The 18,064-nt window shown below is 32.7% G+C and carries 15 protein-coding genes; 10 read left to right on the top strand and 5 right to left on the bottom strand.

Features of this window, described 5'->3' with window-relative positions; translation table 11 throughout:
• Positions 1 to 414 precede the first annotated feature (414 nt).
• Together QLQ95_RS22085 and QLQ95_RS22080 are read right to left on the bottom strand one after the other, a co-directional pair.
• Positions 415 to 2,595 (bottom strand): HAD-IIB family hydrolase, encoded by a 2,181-nt coding sequence (locus QLQ95_RS22085; RefSeq protein WP_482501697.1) that lies wholly within the window; start codon positions 2,593 to 2,595, stop codon positions 415 to 417.
• Between the two features lie 163 nt (positions 2,596 to 2,758).
• Positions 2,759 to 3,658 carry a carbohydrate kinase family protein gene (locus QLQ95_RS22080; protein ID WP_320494920.1) on the bottom strand — a complete coding sequence of 300 codons (900 nt, stop codon included), beginning with the start codon at positions 3,656 to 3,658 and terminating at the stop codon, positions 2,759 to 2,761.
• Positions 3,659 to 3,989: 331 nt separating this feature from the next.
• On the opposite strand from QLQ95_RS22080, the gene QLQ95_RS22075 reads away from it, so the two are divergent.
• The 4 genes from QLQ95_RS22075 to QLQ95_RS22060 all read left to right on the top strand — a co-directional run bounded on the left by QLQ95_RS22075 (position 3,990) and on the right by QLQ95_RS22060 (position 9,308).
• A complete protein-coding gene (locus QLQ95_RS22075; RefSeq protein ID WP_482501695.1) occupies positions 3,990 to 4,562 on the top strand; it encodes a hypothetical protein in 573 nt (190 codons plus the stop codon).
• 140 nt (positions 4,563 to 4,702) lie between these two features.
• The gene (locus QLQ95_RS22070; protein WP_482501693.1) at positions 4,703 to 7,084 is read left to right on the top strand and encodes a TonB-dependent siderophore receptor; all 2,382 of its coding nucleotides are present in this window, start codon (positions 4,703 to 4,705) and stop codon (positions 7,082 to 7,084) included.
• A 56-nt stretch (positions 7,085 to 7,140) separates the two neighbouring features.
• Entirely contained in the window at positions 7,141 to 8,235 is a 1,095-nt protein-coding gene (locus QLQ95_RS22065) for a PepSY-associated TM helix domain-containing protein (protein WP_482501691.1), read from the top strand.
• Between the two features lie 341 nt (positions 8,236 to 8,576).
• Complete coding sequence (locus QLQ95_RS22060) at positions 8,577 to 9,308, top strand: hypothetical protein (RefSeq protein ID WP_482501689.1); 732 nt, start codon at positions 8,577 to 8,579, stop codon at positions 9,306 to 9,308.
• Positions 9,309 to 9,382: 74 nt separating this feature from the next.
• On the opposite strand, the gene QLQ95_RS22055 is transcribed toward QLQ95_RS22060, so the two are convergent.
• Together QLQ95_RS22055 and QLQ95_RS22050 are read right to left on the bottom strand one after the other, a co-directional pair.
• On the bottom strand, positions 9,383 to 10,192 hold the full coding sequence (locus QLQ95_RS22055; protein ID WP_095930068.1) for an SDR family NAD(P)-dependent oxidoreductase: 810 nt from the start codon (positions 10,190 to 10,192) through the stop codon (positions 9,383 to 9,385).
• A 66-nt stretch (positions 10,193 to 10,258) separates the two neighbouring features.
• The gene (locus QLQ95_RS22050; protein ID WP_095930067.1) at positions 10,259 to 10,846 is read right to left on the bottom strand and encodes a TetR/AcrR family transcriptional regulator; all 588 of its coding nucleotides are present in this window, start codon (positions 10,844 to 10,846) and stop codon (positions 10,259 to 10,261) included.
• 166 nt (positions 10,847 to 11,012) lie between these two features.
• Between QLQ95_RS22050 and QLQ95_RS22045 the strand changes: the two genes are divergently transcribed.
• On the top strand, positions 11,013 to 11,378 hold the full coding sequence (locus QLQ95_RS22045; RefSeq protein ID WP_482501688.1) for a hypothetical protein: 366 nt from the start codon (positions 11,013 to 11,015) through the stop codon (positions 11,376 to 11,378).
• A gap of 14 nt (positions 11,379 to 11,392) precedes the next feature.
• Here the strand turns inward: QLQ95_RS22045 and QLQ95_RS22040 are convergent, their stop codons facing one another.
• Positions 11,393 to 13,798: a TonB-dependent receptor domain-containing protein gene (locus QLQ95_RS22040; RefSeq protein ID WP_482501686.1), complete on the bottom strand. Its 2,406-nt coding sequence runs from the start codon at positions 13,796 to 13,798 to the stop codon at positions 11,393 to 11,395.
• 141 nt (positions 13,799 to 13,939) lie between these two features.
• On the opposite strand from QLQ95_RS22040, the gene QLQ95_RS22035 reads away from it, so the two are divergent.
• The 5 genes from QLQ95_RS22035 to QLQ95_RS22015 all read left to right on the top strand — a co-directional run bounded on the left by QLQ95_RS22035 (position 13,940) and on the right by QLQ95_RS22015 (position 18,058).
• Positions 13,940 to 14,962: a sensor histidine kinase gene (locus QLQ95_RS22035; RefSeq protein ID WP_320494931.1), complete on the top strand. Its 1,023-nt coding sequence runs from the start codon at positions 13,940 to 13,942 to the stop codon at positions 14,960 to 14,962.
• On the top strand, positions 14,959 to 15,654 hold the full coding sequence (locus QLQ95_RS22030) for a LytR/AlgR family response regulator transcription factor (protein ID WP_482501684.1): 696 nt from the start codon (positions 14,959 to 14,961) through the stop codon (positions 15,652 to 15,654). Before QLQ95_RS22035 ends, QLQ95_RS22030 begins: the two co-directional genes overlap by 4 nt.
• A 28-nt stretch (positions 15,655 to 15,682) precedes the next feature.
• On the top strand, positions 15,683 to 16,090 hold the full coding sequence (locus QLQ95_RS22025; RefSeq protein WP_428238409.1) for a hypothetical protein: 408 nt from the start codon (positions 15,683 to 15,685) through the stop codon (positions 16,088 to 16,090).
• Between the two features lie 108 nt (positions 16,091 to 16,198).
• A complete protein-coding gene (locus QLQ95_RS22020; RefSeq protein ID WP_482501682.1) occupies positions 16,199 to 16,699 on the top strand; it encodes a GNAT family N-acetyltransferase in 501 nt (166 codons plus the stop codon).
• 222 nt (positions 16,700 to 16,921) lie between these two features.
• Positions 16,922 to 18,058 carry a helix-turn-helix domain-containing protein gene (locus tag QLQ95_RS22015; RefSeq protein WP_095930062.1) on the top strand — a complete coding sequence of 379 codons (1,137 nt, stop codon included), beginning with the start codon at positions 16,922 to 16,924 and terminating at the stop codon, positions 18,056 to 18,058.
• Positions 18,059 to 18,064: the final 6 nt, after the last annotated feature.

Genomic DNA, 18,064 nt, shown 5'->3' with positions numbered 1-18,064 from the left:
ATAGTTTTACTTTGAGTTAAAAAAGGCATTTTATTTAGTTAAAATGAACATAGATCTTTTAACCGTTAAACTTTGTCAAAGTTTTGAAAGCAAGAGTGTAAGGAACTTTAGTATTACACAGTAACCACAATCTTTGTCATTTCGACCGAAGGGAGAAATCTCCGCAAGTAACTCCGTAACGAAAATCCAATCTTTGTCGAGCTTCTCGCGGAGATTTCTCCTTCGTCGAAATGACAAAAATGCATAAACCAATTTTATAATTTATGTTTTATGTTCATTATACCCTTGGTTTTAAACTTTGACAAAGTTGACCCTTGAGTTTGTTCTATGTTTGAAAACTAGTTTCTTTTTCTTCTCTTTAAGTCAGAATAAAACCTATGTTTCTATGTGTTTAGAATTTTTAACTCAACAATATTATTTTATAACTTTATAATGTTTTAAACCTTCCAAAATTCCTTCTGAAGCTGAATTTTTAGCGACATAAATATTTTTGGTCGTTTCGTAATCGGCAAGTTCAGAACTTCGATTTCCAACAATAATTCCTTTCACTGGACCTCTAAACATATCAACATCATTTCCAGAATCTCCTGCAGCAATTACGTTTCCTAAAGGAATTGACCATTTTCGGCATAAAAATTTAATGGCATTTCCTTTGGAGGCTCTTTTCGGAATAAAGTCTAAAAATTGCCCGTGACTCGGAATAATATTCACTTTATACCAGCCAGTTCCTAAAACCGCAATTAATTCATCATGATTGTAGTTTTCTTTGTCATAGTAATAAGAGATTTTATACGGATTCTGCGCTTCTTCTTCCTGAAGTTTAATCCATTTAATTGCTTTTAGTTTATTGACAATTTCTTCTCTCTTCCATCGTCCAGAAAGAAATTTTGCCCAACCTTTATCCAAAATATAATCCTTTCCGTTGGTATAATAAATTTCAGTTCCAACAGAACAGATGATGAAATCGGGTAGGGGAAATTCTTCTTCGTCGATGACTTTTTTCACTAAATCTAAATTTCGCCCAGAAGCCATAGCAAAAGCCATTTTATCGGTACGATTGATAAGGTGCGCTTTTAGTTCTTTTAAACCTGGATTTGCCAGTTTTGGTTCGATTAAAGTTCCATCAATGTCAGAAACCAATAAATGATCAATTTTTCTTTTTAATCTCTCGATGTTAATATTCGGATAATGCTGTTTTTTAATTCCAGCACCCGAAGAAAGGGAGAGGTTTTCTTTTACAAGATCAACATATTGATTGACGTGACTCAGCCAGCTGTAGTATTTCTGGATATTGATGGCTCCATTATTTGAATAATATTTCCATTTATTTTCATCGGTTAAAATATTACGAAGCGCTTTTTTAATCTGACTTTCTTCTTGCGGATTGACTAATTCTCCGTTTTGACAGACCGGAATAATTTCAGATGGTCCACCATTTTTAGTTACCACAACAGGAAGTCCAGAACTAGCCGATTCGATAACAGTCAAACCGAAGTTTTCATGTAAAGCTAAATTCACAAAAACACCTCTTTTTTCGGCAGCATAACGATAGATAATTGAAACTTCATTTTCGACATCATGTTTTTTCGGAATGGCCATTTTTCCGTACAAATCGTATTTGTCCATTAAAAGAAGCAAATCGGTTAAGACGTTCTTTTCAGATTCTGGCATCTTGGCAATGTCTTTTCTAATACCCGCAAAAATGACCAGATTGGCAATGCTTTGGAGTTCTTTATCTTTTCCGTAAACTTCAATTAAAGTGTTCAAGTTTTTATGACGGTCAGGTCTTGAAAGTGCCAGAATTATAGGTTTGTGCGGATTGGTTAAAAATTTAGAAATGCTTTCGGCAACCCAATATTTTCGTTGCGCTTCTTCCATATGTTTGTCCGAATCGTTTTCTTGATAATAATAAGGAACAAATTTTCGGGTGTCAATTCCAGGAGAAATGGCGTGGTATTTTCCTAATTCGAAGTTTTTGTATGCTTTGTAGGTTTCAATTTCCTGTTCGGTAGAAGTAACAATAAATTCTGCAAGTTCTAATGTTCTTTCTTCGGCGGCGATTCTGGCTTTAAACTTGTACTTTTTTTCAAGTTCTTCTTCCGTTTCTCCGCTTTCAATTAGTTTTTTCTTTTTGTAGAATCCTAAAGAATGTCCTGTGTGTGCGAAAGGAATGTTTAAAACGGCTGATAATTCGGCTGCGGCATATCCCGCGTCAGCGTAGTGGGAGTGAATCCAATCTGGGAAAATATTGTGTTGTTTAATGTGTTGCATCGCGCCATTCACAAAAGTATCAAGACCTTCCCAAAGCTGTTCTTTTGCTTTATACTTTTTCCCTAGAAACGGAATTCGCCTTATGTCTAGTTTATCATTTATAATCTCTATAGGCACGGTGTATTCTGGCGAAAGAGCGGGATCATCTATTAATCTGGTAAAAAGATGAACGTGTTCTACATCTTCATGTTGCGATAAAAATTCTGCTAATTCGTATATGTATTTGGTCTGACCTCCGTTGTCAGCATCTCGACCGATTTCGAGACCAGAACCCTTCAAAAGTCCGTGTATATTGATAAGAGAAATTCGTAATTTTTTCATCATTCTTCATTAATTATTTTAAAAATGCAAGTTACAGCGCTTGTATCGATTAGGAAGAAATAATTACGTTTTAAATTTACATAGTTCCCATGTTTTTAATAGAAACTGTATGTTTTAAGTATAAAAAAAAGCCTGATTTTTTAAATCAGGCTATAGTTTTTTTCTTTTAATTTTTATTGATCAGATTTTCAATGTCAAAGATTGAAATTTCGGGATTTCCACCTGCAGATCCGGCGACCAAAGCGCCCGTCGCACAAGCAAAGTTTAAGGCTGCTTGTGGTTCTTTTCCATTTAAAAGTGATGTGACCAAAGCTCCTAAAAATGAATCTCCTGCACCAACTGTATCTTCAACTTTTATGGTATAACCTTCGTTTTCGTAAAGATGTTTATCCCATAAAAGTAAAGCTCCATTTTTTCCTCTTGTTACACAGATAGCTGTAGCATTGGTTAAAGAGCAGATGAAGTTCATGTTTTCTTCTAAAGTATTGTAAGGAGAATCTAATGCAGCACTTATTTCCATTAGCTCTTCATCATTAAATTTGATGAAATTTGCTGCCTGCATTAAGTGTTGTAGAATTTCGTAATCATAATGTGGTTTTCGAAGATTGACATCAAAAACCTTATAAGTATGTGTGTGGAGTAATTCTTCTAATGCTTTTCTAGAGACTTCATCTCTGCAGACCAAACTTCCATAAATTAAAACATCTGAGTTTACGACTAATTCTCTCGTTTCTTCGTTTAGGATAATTTTGTCCCAAGCAGAAGGATAAAGAATCTCATAAGTAGCCGATTTGCTTTCGTCTAATGTTACATTTACCAATCCTGTCGGGAAATCATTAGATCTTAAAAGAGTGTTGGTTTCTAGACCTAGTTTGCTGACTTCGTTTATAATTTCTTCTCCATCTGCATCATTTCCTACACAGCTAATCATATTAGAATCAACCCCTAGGGCTTTCATGCGAAGCGCTACATTTAAGGGTGCGCCACCAATTTTCTTTTCATTGTCAAAAATATCCCAAAGTACTTCTCCGAAAGCGACAGCTTTTAGTTTTTTGTCGTTGCTCATTTTAGTTTTCTCTTATTTGTAAATATTAAATCGCGTGATTAGAGTTTCACACGATTTCATAAAAATAAAAAAGAATAACGGTTTCTGCAACCTAAATCTAAAAATCATAACAATCTGTTCACTTTACAAAGTCTAAAAATTTAATTTATATTTGTTGAATCAGTAGTCTTTTTTTTATGAAAATAGAATTTATAGAGGGTAAAACGGGACTAAAACGGGTGTTTTCTTACAATCTTATAAAAACTACTTGTAATGAATTTAAAGTGAATCATAATTGTACTATAACAGTTTGCTAATAAAATTTTACTTTCAAAAACTATTTAAAATTTAAATGAAATTATTTTACAAAGTTGAAGACAAGGAGCTTCTAAAAGTTAGAAATGAAATTTTCAAAGAAGCCGGAATTCCTTCTTTATTAAAAAATGGTTTTGAACTTTCTCCATTTAAAACTTCATGGCACGGTCAATATGATCGAAGCAGTCGCGGATATACTTATGATTTTAGCAGATTATCATCAGGAAATTATTTGGAAAAAATTTCTATAAGTATACTTAATGGCGAAAAATGGATTCAAATTCATTTGAATATATATGAGCTTAGTCCGACTTTAAACTCATTATTACTTTTAAAAGATTTTGATGGATTAGAATTTGGAAATCCAGATAAGATTTCGACTAAAATGAGATTGAGAAGTGATGAATATAAAGGTCCGCCATTATTCTACATGCTTTTTTTTCCAGAACATAAACTTGGAAAATTTTATACTAAAAGTGGTTATCAAAGCGAAGTCGGTAAACTTACAAAATTGATACAATCTGATATGCAAAATATAAATGTCTTTGTAGAAAAATGGCATAAAATATTTGTTCCGAAGAAGACTGATTGGGAAGGTAATCTTCTATAATCGTAAATCTTTTGAGACGTGAGAAATCTCCATGTTTGATTTTAATTATTTTTTAAGAAAGTTTTAATCTTTTTCTAAGAAGTCAGTTCTCATTTATGTATTTGTAACCAGTCTAAATAAGGATAAATTATAAATTTTATATGAAAACAATTTTTAAAACACTTAAAAACAATGTTTTAAGTCAAGTGTTTGTTGCCTTTTTGATCCTTTTCTCCTGTTCAGAAACGGCTTTTTCTCAATCAACTGTTGGTACAATTTCTGGTAAGGCTGTGCTTAAAGACGGAAATTTTTTACAAGGTGCAACGGTTAAAATTTCAGAATTAAATAAAACTACTACGACCGATTCTGATGGTACATATCAATTAAAAAATATTCCTTTCGGAACTTATTTCGTTGAAATAAAACTAAACGGTTACGAATCTTCTCCAGCATCTGTTATTGTAGATCAGAATAATACAGAAGTTACTCTTGATTTTGAAATGGCTTACACTTCGCAAAAATTAGAAGAGGTAATTGTAAGCTCGGGAGGAAACCGATTTGCAAGAAAAGAAAGTGAAGAGGTTTCTAAAATGAAACTCAAAAACATGGAGAATCCTCAGGTTTATACTATTGTGAGTAAGGAATTGATGAAAGAGCAAGTAATTACAGATTACAACAGTGCTTTTAAAAACGTTCCTGGTGCTGGTATTGCCGAAGTGAGAAATCAAGGGAGAACGACTAACATTTCTAGAGGTTTTGCAACGCCTCAATTGGTAAGAAATGGGGTTGGAAGTTTTACCTATAATACGATTGATCCTTCTAATTTAGAGCGTATCGAAGTTATAAAAGGACCATCGGCAACTTTGTTTGGAAGTACTATTTCTTCTTTTGGCGGATTGTTTAATAGAGTTACTAAGAAGCCTTTTAATTTCTTTAAAGGAGAGGTGTCTTATTCGGCTGGCGATTGGGATTTGAATCGTTTAACGGCTGATATTAATACGCCTCTTAATGAAGACAAAACGGCTCTTTTTAGAATTAATACGGCACTGCACAGCGAAAGAAGTTTTCAAGACGCTGGTTTTAATAAAAGTTTTTTCATCGCGCCAAGTTTTTCTTATGAAGTAAATGAAAGACTGAATTTGTTAATTGATGCTGAATTTAGTGTTTCTAAAGGAACATCTCCAACACGATTGGCACCTTATACAAAAGCAGATGCGACTGCTCACAGCATTGAAGAATTAGGAATTCCGTATAAGCTTTCTTTTGCCAATAATACAGTAAACTATACAGGTCAGCAGTATAATATATTTGCTCAATTGAAGTATAAAATTTCAGAAGAATGGACTTCACAGACCATCGTTTCTCGCACAAGATCTTCATCTGAAGGATATGTTGTGGCTTTGACCATGTTAAGTAATGAAACTCTTAGACAGCAAGTTACCAATCAGGATTATCCATATTATGGAACTGATATTCAGCAGAATTTCAACGGTGATTTTAAAATAGGCAAATTACGTAATAGAGTAGTGGCAGGTTTAGATTTTTACAGCCTTCGCGCGACACGCAACGATGCAACAGTAAACATGCCAGCGCTTAACTTTAGAAAACCTGGAGATGCTTACAACAATTTTACAATCAATAAAATAGAGCCTTTATTTGCAAATGCTACATACACTAATTTGGTGTCAAATGATGAAAGAACGTATAGCGCGTATATTTCTGATGTGTTGAATGTTACAGATAAATTATTGGTAATGGCTGGGGTTAGAGCTGATCGTTATATCAATAAAGGAGTGTATTATCCAAGCCGCGATTCTATTGCTGGAAATTATAATCAAACAGCATTTTCTCCTAGATTGGGAGCGGTTTATCAAGTGGTTAAAGATAAAGTTTCTGTTTTCGGAAATTACATGAACGGATTCAATAATGTTGGCGGATCTGATTTTTACGGAAATACTTTCAAACCAAATCAGGCAAACCAATTAGAAGGTGGAGTTAAATTTGACTTTAATAAAATTAGTGCAACTTTTAGCTATTACGATATTATAGTGACCAATGTTACGCGTGATGATCCAGATCACATCAATTTCCAGATTCAGGACGGAACGCAATTGAGTAAAGGTTTTGAAGCTGAATTTATTGCAAACCCAATTAAAGGTTTAAATATCGTTGCGGGTTATACTTATAATGATAGCCAATATACAAAAGCAAATCCGAGCATTAATGGTTTAAGACCAACAACTGCTGGTTCGCCTACAACTGCCAATCTTTGGGCAAGTTATAGATTGACTGAAGGCGCTGCTTCTGGTCTTGGATTTGGATTTGGAGGAATTTACGGAAGCGAATATTATCAAACCAATACAACAACTTTTAAATTCAGTATTCCTTCTTATACTGTTTTGGATGCTTCTGTGTTTTATGACAGACCAAAATTTAGATTAGGATTAAAAGTAGATAATCTTACCAACGAAAAATATTGGTCTTATCGTTTAGCGGCTCAAAACCCAACAAGAGTTACAGGAAATATTACATTTAAATTCTAAGATTACAATTCGTCATTTAGAATCATATTATCTACATTTGGATTTTATTGCAAATTATGACCAAAGGTTTTAAAAATACTATTAGACAAATACATTTGTGGCTCGGTTTAGCATCGGGCCTCATTGTTTTTATAGTGAGCATTACAGGTTTTCTGTATGTTTTTGAAGAAGAAATTCGAGACTTTTCACAGAAAGAATATCTTCATGTTCCGGTTCAGGAAAAGCCCTTTATAGGTTTAAAAGCTATAATTGAAAATTACGAACTTCTGGAACCGAAGCAGAAAATCACGGCTTTAAAAATTGACAAAACAGAACCGAATGCCACAGTTCAAATTTCGACAAAAAAGAAAAAGACCTATTATTTCAATCCATACGATGGAACTTTAATAAATCAGCAGGGAGCAGATTGGCTGAATACAATTCTGGAAATACACCGCACTTTGTTGTTAGGAGAAGTGGGCGAATTTATTCAAGGTTGTGCAGTTGTGATTTTTATCGTTATGTTGATTACGGGATTAATTTTATGGTTTCCAAAACAGAGACGTTTAATTAAACAATCTTTAAAGATAAAATGGAGCGGTTCTTTTAAAAGAATCAATTTTGATTTACATCAAGTTCTCGGATTTTACGCTTCTATTTTTTTGCTTTTAATTGCTTTTTCAGGAACTTATTTTAAATATGAAACGGTAAAAAAAGGAGTAAGTTTAGTTACAGGTGCTAAATTAAGAAAAGGCGATGAAGTGATTTCTAATGCAAAAATAGATTCAACAACAATTCCTGTTCGTTATAATAATATTTACGAAAGTGCTAATGCAAAATATCCTGGCGCAACTTCAGTTTCATTTTCGATAAGAAAAACAGGAGAGTTGCGATTAAGAATGACGTATCCAAATGATTGGGCAAGAAATCAAAATACTATTTTTTTTGATGGAATAACAGGGCAAATGCTCAGAACGAAATTATACAAAGACAATAATGCTGCAGATATTTACGAAGCAAGTAATCATGATCTGCATACAGGAGTTTTCTTTGGACTTACTGGCAAAATAATTTGGAGTTTGGTTAGTTTGATTGGAGCTTCTCTTCCTATAACTGGATTTATTATTTGGTGGAAGAAAGGGAAGAAGAAGGCTAAGAAGGTTAGGGCATAAAAAAATCATTTCAAGTAAAATATAAAAGCGCAAAATAAATCTATTTTGCGCTTTTTTCGATAAATCGCTTATGTTCCGTAGGAACATCTGGTCGGTAGAATCAGGTTGTTGCCATTTTTTTACCAACGAAACATTCCTACGGAATGATAACAGCTTGTGAAGCATTTTTATTTTGAAATAAAGAATTCTGTTTTTGTTTGATTTCCATTAAACGAATTGGCAGATTCTATTTCACTACAAATTTTCCCCAACTCATTACAAAATGTAATTTTTCGTATTTATTTTATAAAAAAAATAAATTTCAATATCCTAAATTTGGTCATAATGCAAAAATCAAGACCATGGAAATCAATTTAATTTCAGATTCATTTTGGGGAAATAAGAAGAAAATCTCTCTCTGGGATAGATTATTTAGAAGAAATAAAACGATAAATAAAGCACTATCTACACCAGAAATGATTAGTAAAAACTGTCGAGGATTACAGCTAGGAAATGAAAACTTAAAATCATTTCTCTTCTCTACAGATATGGCGCTTATTGAAAATAATGATGCCGATGCTATTTTGGCGGTTTATCCTTTTCCACCATCGCCAAAAATAATCAAAACGCTGATTGATTTTGCAGGAAAACCTATTGTATGCGGTGTTGGAGGCGGAACAACTAAAGGAAAAAAATCTGTAGAAATGGCAATTTATGCGGAAGAAGCAGGAGCATCCGGAATTATTGTAAATATTCCGTTTGAAAATAAAGACATTAAGAAAATAAGAGAAAAAATTGCGATACCAATTGTAGCAACTGTTGCTTACTCTGATTATGATTTTTTAAAAGGAAAAATCGAGGCAGGCGTAAATGTTTTTCATGTTTCTGGAGGAGCACATACAGCTAAAATTGTAAAAGAAATTACGGCTAAATTCCCCGATTTTCCTGTAATGGCAACTGGCGGGAAAAGTTTACATGATATCGAAGAATCTATAAATTCTGGTTCGAGAGCAATTGTGCTTTCGCCGCCATCCAATAAAGATTTGTTCAAAACAGTGATGGATAAATATCGAAATACGTTTGGCAATTTTTGATTTGATAATAAAGCAGATAAAATAAGAAAGGCGATCTCATACGATTGCCTTTCTTATTTTAAATTGGAAATTAATTAACCATGAGCTTCAACCGAAACGTCATTCCATTTTTCCCAGTTTTCTAATCTTTGCTCGTAGCTTTGTTTTACGAATGGAAATGCTACTTTTCCTAGCAACAATCGTAACGGCGGATTTTCTGATTCTACCAAATTCACAACTGCTGGAGCTGTTGCTTGCACTTTACCGAATATGTTTTCTCTTTCTGCTAGAGCTTTTTTGATTTCGTCATAGTAAGGTAAACTTTCGCTGGTAATTCCTGTATGCCAGATATTAGATTCGTATCCGTTTGGTTCCAATAAAGTTACGTTGATTCCGAATTGTTTTACTTCAGATGCTAACGTTTCGCTTAAACCTTCAATTGCAAATTTTGAAGCACTGTAAAGTCCCATTCCTGTTGGTAAAGTTGCTAATCCTAAAATAGAAGAAACCTGAATAATATGACCGCTTTTTTGTTCTCTCATTATTGGAATAACAGCTTGGGTTAACCATAATGTCCCAAAGAAATTCGTTTCAAATTGTTCTCTAGCTTCGCTTTCGCTTGCTTCTTCAACTGCGCCTGTAAGTGCGTAACCAGCATTATTAATCAAAACATCGATAGTTCCAAAATGTTGTTTTACTTTTTGAACCACTTCTAGTGATTCTTGACGGTTATTTACATCCAATTTTAAAGGTAAAATCGCATTTCCGTATTTTTCTTTTAAATCGTTTAAGGTTTCAAGGTTTCTAGCAGTTCCTGCTACATTGTATCCTTTAGCTAAAAAAGCTTCTGCCCAAGCTCTTCCAAATCCTTTTGAAGCTCCTGTAATTAAAATTGTTTTTGACATGGTATTTGTTTTTATAATTAATTAATTTTAAAAATGACCAATCGGTCACTTTTAGGTTAAAAAAAATTATATCAATTTTTCAGATATAATTTTTTTAAGCGTTTTTTCTATTGTTTTCATATTATCGTTATTGCCAGACATACGGGACATTAAATGGCCTCCTTCAAGCATGGCAAAAAGCGCAATGGCAAATTCAGATGCATTCCATTCAGGATCAAATTCTTTATTTGCGATTCCTTTTTCTATAATCGAGGTTAAAAGCTGCTGTCCACGTTTGATAGCGGTGTTTACTTTTTCTTTTACAATCGGGTTGGTATCGTCAGCTTCGGTTCCAAAGTTTAGCAAAGGACATCCGCCAATTACCGGTGGATTGATCGGATTACTAAAAAACTCTATATAGGCAAAAAGCTGGTCTTTGGCGCTTTTTCCTTCTCTAAGTGCCATTTCCAGTTTAGAGCTTAGTATTTTCATATTATGATCTACGGCAGCACAAGCTAAAACATCTTTGTTTTCAAAATGAACATACATACTACCTTTAGACAGTTTGGTTGCCTCCATAATATCGCTCATAGAAGTTGCTGCAATTCCTTTTGTATTAAAAATAGGAGCGGCTTTTTCTATAATAAATTGTCTAGTTTCTTCACCTTTTGTCATGATAGGTTGTATTTAACGATGCAAATATATGACCGATTGGTCATATATGCAAATTTTAATTGATTTTTTTAATTTAGGATACAGAAATGTTTCGAAAAGCATCATAAATAAGAAAGTCATTTGTCTATATTTGTTTGAAGTAATTCTCATAATCTAAAGATAAGAAATGAAAAAATTCGAATTGTATTGGAGAGACCTTAATATTGGATCGATTGTTAAAACGTATTTTGATATGAGAGATTTTGGAATAATTACTTATAAGTTTGATTATTTAGCAGAACCTTCTAAAAATAAGCATCTTGCAGATTTTATTAAACATTCTATATTGGCAAGTATTCTTATAGAAGAAGGAGACGAGGAGGCTAATGATAGAATGGCTGAAATAGAAAATACAGAATTTCTTGATTTAGTTAACACAACAGATTGGCATCTTATCAATGAAAATGGAGAAAAAGAAATAATCCTTTGCCCTATATTTCATGAAGATGATGGAATAACCTGGATGATAGATATGAAAGCTCTACAATCGTAATTGTAAAGCTTTTTTTATTTCTTAATTCGCTCTATTCCTTTCCTCTTCATTTCCTCTTCATTTCCAAAGTTTCTCTCTTTAGATTTTACACTTTGGTTTCCGAATTTGTAGCTTAAAGCAATTCTAAAAGCTCTTGAATATCCATAATTTTTCATTGTATTCTTAATTCCGTTTGAATAATAAGAAATTAAAGGTTTTTGTGCATTCAATAGATCTTCTCCTGTCAAAGTAATCGAAAGGTTCTTTTTTAAAGCTAGAAATTTCACCGAAACATCTAAAATATTTAAAGTTGAAATATTAAAAACCTGATAGCGTCCTGGCAATTGCAAACCATAATTTAAACCCATAAAAAGAGTTTTAGATGGATTTACCGTAAAATCATTATTGGTGTAAATATAACCATTGTAACCATCTACAGAAGCAATTAAATTGGTTCTCGATTTTACATTTTGATAGTTTAAATTGAATCCCATAAAGCTGTTCCACCAAGAATATTTATTGAAATTGTAATACGTTGAAAGACCGATTTGGTAAGTGTCAGCATAATTGATTGGCGTGCTTTTCGTGATATTGGTTTCAGGATCAATAATCGCTAATTCTTGACCGAAATCTGAAACTTGAGAAAAATAGATATTATTTACCCATTTTTGATTGCGAATATAAGAGAATTGTAAATTGTCTATAATAGAAGGCTTCAAAAAAGGATTTCCTTCAGAATAATAAAACGGACTTGTTCTAATCACAAACGGATTCAAATAATCAAAATCAGGTCTGCGGATTCTTCGGCTGTAATTTAAAGAGTAGGAATTGTTATCATTCGCATTGTAAGTTACATAAGCGGTTGGAAACAATTTGATATAATTGTTTTTGTTAGTTTGATCTAGGTTTTCAGAATAGCCTTCGGTTTGTGTCGCTTCGGTTCTTAAACCAATTTGCGTTTCCCATTTTTCGCTTATTTTTTTATTTGCAGAAAAATAGATTGCTTCGTTGTACTCTTTGTACGTGAATATATTAGAATAATTTACGTCCAGAATTGGAGTTCCTGTTTCGTTGTCAAAAACCGTTAAATTATTTTTAGTTTTCGTATAAAATCCTTTTCCGCCAAAGCTTATATTCGCCCAAGAATAAGGAATAGAAACATCCATTTTTGCTGAATAATTTTTCAATCGGTTTAAATTAGAATTAATTGCCGCAAAATAAGTTCCAGGAATATTTTCTTTCTGATCATCCATTTCATTTCCCGAAAATGCACGTGAATCGTCTTTTTGGTAGTCAAAATAATCCAAATCTACTGTAATGTTTTTGCCTTCATTATTTAAATTAAAAACGTTATTCCAGTTTACCGAATTCATCTGCGGTTTGTTCTGTGCATTTACATGAGACAATACATAAGAATTGATTTCTCCCGCAGTATTGTAACGAGTTGTCAGCGGATTATTTGCTGAATTTCTTTCATTAAAACTTCCTAAATATTTTACTCCAGAAGTCCATTTTTCAGTCATTTTATAATCGGCACCAAAACCAATGCTCAATAAATTGGTTTTTGATTTGGTTGCAATATCTTGTTTCCAAACTTCATTAGGATAATAAATTCGGTTATCTGAAGTCGTGCGAAATTGCTCTGTTCCTTTATTGATTGAAGCTTGAAGCGAAAGTTTACTGTAATTGTAAATAAACAATCCGTTTATGTTTCCGCTTGCATAACTTCTTTGTGTATAAGTAGTTCCGAGATTAGCGGTCCATGAATTCGCTTTAGCAGTTTTCAATTTAATATTGATCAAACCACTATTTCCTTCCGCTTCATATTTTGCTGGAGGCGTTGTAATTACTTCAATACTTTTAATGTTATCTGCGGGAATCGATCTTAGAAATGCAACAAGATCTTCGTGAGTCATTTTATTCAAACGATCATCAATCATAACCAAAACTTCTCCTTTTCCAACAATAGAAATTGTTTCGTTCTGAACTCTCACTGTTGGCGTAGATTTTAAAGCGCCCAAAGCTGTTCCGCCGGTTGCAACAACAGAATTTTCGACATTAAAAACCAAACGATCTACTTTTTGTTCTACCAATTTTTTTCGTGATTTTACAGTTACGCCATCTAATTGCACCAATTCTTTCACTTCAATTATTCCTAAATCAAGATCTTGATTTACGATTATTTCTTTGTTGCTAAATTCAGTTCCAAATTGTTCTATAATTAATCTATAGTTTCCTTTTTCAGTGTTTAAAGTAAAGTTACCTAAACTATCAGTTGAAGTTTGTTTGTACAGAATTTTATCTGCTTTTAATAAAGTTGCCGTTGCAAACTCCAACGGTGTTTTGTTCTGATTGATGATTTTTCCTTTTACTAAATATTGTTGGGCAAATACGTTAATTTGAAATAGAAATAAGACTGATACTAAAATGATTCTGTTCATGATTTGGATTTTAATTACAGGGCAAAACTGTTAGAATTAAAACCCAAAAACCACTTTTATCGACAAACCCCTTCGATTAATCTGCAAACCCGTAAAAATGCTTTTTATTGAATGTATATCTTTGTTTTAAAAATATACCGAATGTATAAAGGAACCGTTACCAAAAAACTAGAATGTATAATTCATCTTATTTATTGGATTTTAATTTTCTATTTCACTTTCGTGAAAAACCCGATTGGAAGACAATTTTTTTTACCTGATCTCTTTCTTTGTACTTACTTTATCGTTTTTATTATTACGTTCTATTTTAATTATTTGATCGTAATGAAAACGGTTTTTAAGACTTTTAAATGGAAAAGGCTTTTTGCAGGAGTTTTTGTTTCGTATCTGGTTTTTACTTTTTTGAGATTCTTTTTTGAGCAAATTGTAACCAAACTTTTATTTGATAAAGTAAATTATACCGATGTTAATTTTCTGAATTATATGCTCGATAATTTGCATTACAGCAGTATGGCGATTATTTTGAGTTCGTTTCTTTGGTTTGTTATTTATTCGATTCGTCTTTTAGAATATAACAAGCTTATTCTAGAAGAAAATAAGAATACCGAAATTAAATTTTTGAAAGCGCAGATTAATCCGCACTTTGTGTTTAATACTTTAAATAACATTTACTCCATGGTTTATTTTCAGTCAGATAAGTCATTGGTCGCGATTGATAAATTGAGCAAGATTATGCGTTTTACAACGTACGAATCTCAAAAAGAAAAGATCAGACTTTCAGACGAAGTGGATTATATAAAAGCGTATATTGAACTCGAACAATTGAGACATCAAGACAATGTTCGGGTTGATTTGAATGTCGAAATCAAAAACGAATTTGAAGAAATTCCGCCATATATTTTGTCGCCTTTGGTAGAAAATGCTTTAAAGCACGGAGAGGTTTCAGACTCAGAACCCATAGAAATTCAGCTAAAGGTTTCTTCTGAAAAATTGATTTTTAAAGTGAAGAATAAAATCGGAACGCAGAAAAAAGATAGTTTGGGCGGAATCGGATTAGATAATTTGCAAAAGCGTTTACAGATTCATTATCCCGAAAAACATCAAATAAAAATCACAAACAACGAAAACCATTTTACGGCTGAACTAGAAATAGATTTAAAATGACTAAAAAAATAAACTGCATAATTCTGGATGACGAGCCGTTTGCTGTCAAATTAATTGCCGATTACGCATCTAAAATTTCAAGGTTAAATGTTCTGTATGCCAACAGTGATGTCTTTAAAGCGATTGAAGTTTTAAATACAGAATCGGTCGATTTGATTTTTATTGATATCCAGATGCCGCAATTGACTGGAATTGAATTGATGCAGATGTTCAATCAGAAATATAATTTTATCATTACATCGGCTTATCCACAATATGCGCTTGAAGCTTTTCAATTTCATGTGATTGATTATTTGCTGAAACCCATTACTTTCAATCGTTTTTATCAAAGTGTAGAAAAGTTCATTCGCTGGCAGGAAACTTTTCAAACTACTGAAAAAGCAGGAGATGATTTTCTATTTGTAAAAGCGGACCGAAAGCACTATAAAATTGCTTTAAGCGATATTTTATATATTGAAGGATTACGAGATTATATCCGCATCCATACCAATGACGAAAAAATTATGGCATTGGAGAATATGAAAGATATTTTGGAGAAACTTCCGAATCAGTTTATTCGAATTCATCGTTCGTATATTATTCCAAAGGATAAAATTAAGGTTATTGATGGAAATCAGATTCTAATGAAAAGCGGTAATGCTTTACCAATAGGAGAGACGTATAGAAAGTTGGTTAGTGAGTGGTTGGTGTAAATATATTAATACTTTACAAAGATTAATTATGAAATGGTATATCGTTATTTTGATTTTCTTGCTAATTTCTTGTGCTAAGAAAAACAACGAAGAAATTGTAATATCAGATGATAATTCAGCTAGTTATTTTCGAAGAAAACTAGAGAATAAAAAACTTATGGACAGTTTGGATTATCTCGTTATGAGTAAAGGTGACACTTTGGCTTACAATGAATTAAAAGCGATTCATTACATCGGAGAACAAAAATTTACGGGTTTCTTGTATTACGCCTTAGTAATGTCAAATAAGTATAATTATAGAGTGGCTTCTTTTGATGTTTATGATATTTTAACTACCAATGAGAAATATTTAGATAAAGAAACAAGAAGAATGGCAGATGAATATTTACTAAAAAGTAAACGGTATGATTCAAATCCAACGATAACGAAGCGTTGATGGCAAATGCTTTTTCGTGGTTAAAAAATTTCGATATATTTACAAAAGAAAAATACTATTACTAATTTTAGAAAATAGCTTCTAACTTATTTATTTTTAATACTACCAATGCATATTATTTATCAAAGCCCTAGAATAATTATCCGCGAATTTTTGCCTGAAGAAAAACAGACATTCTTTGATCTTTTTGTAGATAAACAGGTGACGCAATATCTTCCTGATACTTCACCAGAAAGATGTGCCGAAATGTTTAACGAACTGCAAGAAAATTATAAAAACAAAAATCTCAGCCGTTGGGCAATATTCGATTCTGCGGATAATAGTTTTATAGGAATGTGTGTTGCCCGTATTTTTGTACACAATACAGATCAGATAGAGATTGGGTATGTGCTTAGCAGAGCATACTGGGGAAAAGGTATTGCCACAGAAGTATGCAGGGCTATGACTCAATATAGCTTTGAAAATACAAAGACAAATGAAGTTGTAGCCATAACAGATCTTGAGAATGCTGGATCGCAAAATGTGCTGCAAAAAGTTGGGTTTAAACGATTAAACAATCTGATAAGAAACGAGGAGGAACTTGCTTATTTTAAGATTGAGAGATCGTGATTTCATTTATGATTGGTATTGCCAAATTGTTTATTTTGATTTTGGCTGGTGATGATGGAGTCGTGAGAAGAGGGGGATGTATTTAAAAAGTCTCTTTTTTAAAACCTCAGCGGATAGACTTTCAGCATTTTAAGCAAAATATTTTTAAAATTTGGATAAAATCATCCATACTTTTTTAGACTTTCCCATTTAAATTTTAAATTTCGCCTAAGTTAAAAAACTATGGACAGATACAGCTTTTTGGAAATAGCGGCACTTATAGGAATATTTTTGGTGCTGTTTCTTGCCTTATTTCTGTTTACCGTTAAAACAAAATATAAATTGGCAAATTGCCTTCTTGCCTTTTTTCTTTTTGCATGTGCTGCAGATGCATTGAAATTTTTGATGCGTGATTTTCCTGTTAACTACATCAATCTCGAAGCATTTCGATGGAGCATCAACTATTTGGCTCCTGCCTCTTTTTATCTCTATGTATTGTCGATCTGTTTTTCTGGATTTCGATTGAAACCGAAGCATTTACTGCACGCCATTCCGTTTGCCGCTTTCAATCTGTATATGATGGCGGGGATATATTTTGAGGATAGAGCTGCAAAAGTGAGTTTCATAAACGCTATGAATCAGACGCCAGTCATGCAGTTTTTTTATTTTCTTTTCGAAATTTTATTTCAAGTTTATTTTATCGCTTCATTTTTGGCGGTTAGAAAAGCTAAAACCGTCTATCTCGAGAATTATACGAATCCGGATATCTCTTTGCTTAATGCACTTTATAGAGTAACAATTCTATATTATGCTTTACATTTTATAGTGCTTTTAAGGTGGCTGGTTACTTTTATCTTTGGTTTGGGAGAAGTAAGAGCTTGGATTGTAACTCTTGACGGGTTTGCGTTTTTATTCTGCACTTGCTGGTATCTGTTTGCTGCGTTAAATAATCCAGAGTTTTTCAGGGGCATCAATTCTCAGTTTAAACCGATTGCAGATGCTGTGTCGAAACAGAAATCGCCTCCTGCAATAGATGAGGAAAAAAATAGACAGATAGAATCCTTGAAAGATTTTATGATTGAAAAGGAACCTTACCTGGATTCTTCATTGACGATCCAGGATTTGGCTGAACAATTGAAAATGCCAGTTAAAGATTTGTCTGCGCTGATTAACCTATATATGGATAAGCACTTTTTCGATTTCGTAAATGAGTATAGGATTGAAAAAGCTAAAGAAATTCTAAAAGATCCTCTGGAGAAAGAGCTTACCATTCTTGAAATTCTCTATAAGGTAGGCTTCAATTCCAAATCATCGTTTAGCTCTTCTTTTAAAAAATATACCGGAAAAACTCCGACTGATTTTAGAAAAGACTCGAATTAATTCATT

This window comes from Flavobacterium sp. B330r (genome assembly GCF_056824325.1).
Note: the sequence above shows the minus strand (reverse complement) of the source record. Positions and strands in the feature narration are given on the sequence as shown.

Bases quoted from the DNA above. Each gene is read 5' to 3' on its own strand.
- QLQ95_RS22015 (WP_095930062.1), top strand. From the start codon at position 16,922: ATGGACAGATACAGCTTTTTGGAAATAGCGGCACTTATAGGAATATTT.
- QLQ95_RS22025 (WP_428238409.1), top strand. From the start codon at position 15,683: ATGAAATGGTATATCGTTATTTTGATTTTCTTGCTAATTTCTTGTGCT.
- QLQ95_RS22080 (WP_320494920.1), bottom strand. From the start codon at position 3,658: ATGAGCAACGACAAAAAACTAAAAGCTGTCGCTTTCGGAGAAGTACTT.
- QLQ95_RS22045 (WP_482501688.1), top strand. From the start codon at position 11,013: ATGAAAAAATTCGAATTGTATTGGAGAGACCTTAATATTGGATCGATT.
- QLQ95_RS22050 (WP_095930067.1), bottom strand. From the start codon at position 10,846: ATGACAAAAGGTGAAGAAACTAGACAATTTATTATAGAAAAAGCCGCT.
- QLQ95_RS22030 (WP_482501684.1), top strand. From the start codon at position 14,959: ATGACTAAAAAAATAAACTGCATAATTCTGGATGACGAGCCGTTTGCT.
- QLQ95_RS22070 (WP_482501693.1), top strand. From the start codon at position 4,703: ATGAAAACAATTTTTAAAACACTTAAAAACAATGTTTTAAGTCAAGTG.
- QLQ95_RS22075 (WP_482501695.1), top strand. From the start codon at position 3,990: ATGAAATTATTTTACAAAGTTGAAGACAAGGAGCTTCTAAAAGTTAGA.
- QLQ95_RS22020 (WP_482501682.1), top strand. From the start codon at position 16,199: ATGCATATTATTTATCAAAGCCCTAGAATAATTATCCGCGAATTTTTG.
- QLQ95_RS22040 (WP_482501686.1), bottom strand. From the start codon at position 13,798: ATGAACAGAATCATTTTAGTATCAGTCTTATTTCTATTTCAAATTAAC.
- QLQ95_RS22085 (WP_482501697.1), bottom strand. From the start codon at position 2,595: ATGATGAAAAAATTACGAATTTCTCTTATCAATATACACGGACTTTTG.
- QLQ95_RS22060 (WP_482501689.1), top strand. From the start codon at position 8,577: ATGGAAATCAATTTAATTTCAGATTCATTTTGGGGAAATAAGAAGAAA.
- QLQ95_RS22055 (WP_095930068.1), bottom strand. From the start codon at position 10,192: ATGTCAAAAACAATTTTAATTACAGGAGCTTCAAAAGGATTTGGAAGA.
- QLQ95_RS22065 (WP_482501691.1), top strand. From the start codon at position 7,141: ATGACCAAAGGTTTTAAAAATACTATTAGACAAATACATTTGTGGCTC.
- QLQ95_RS22035 (WP_320494931.1), top strand. From the start codon at position 13,940: ATGTATAAAGGAACCGTTACCAAAAAACTAGAATGTATAATTCATCTT.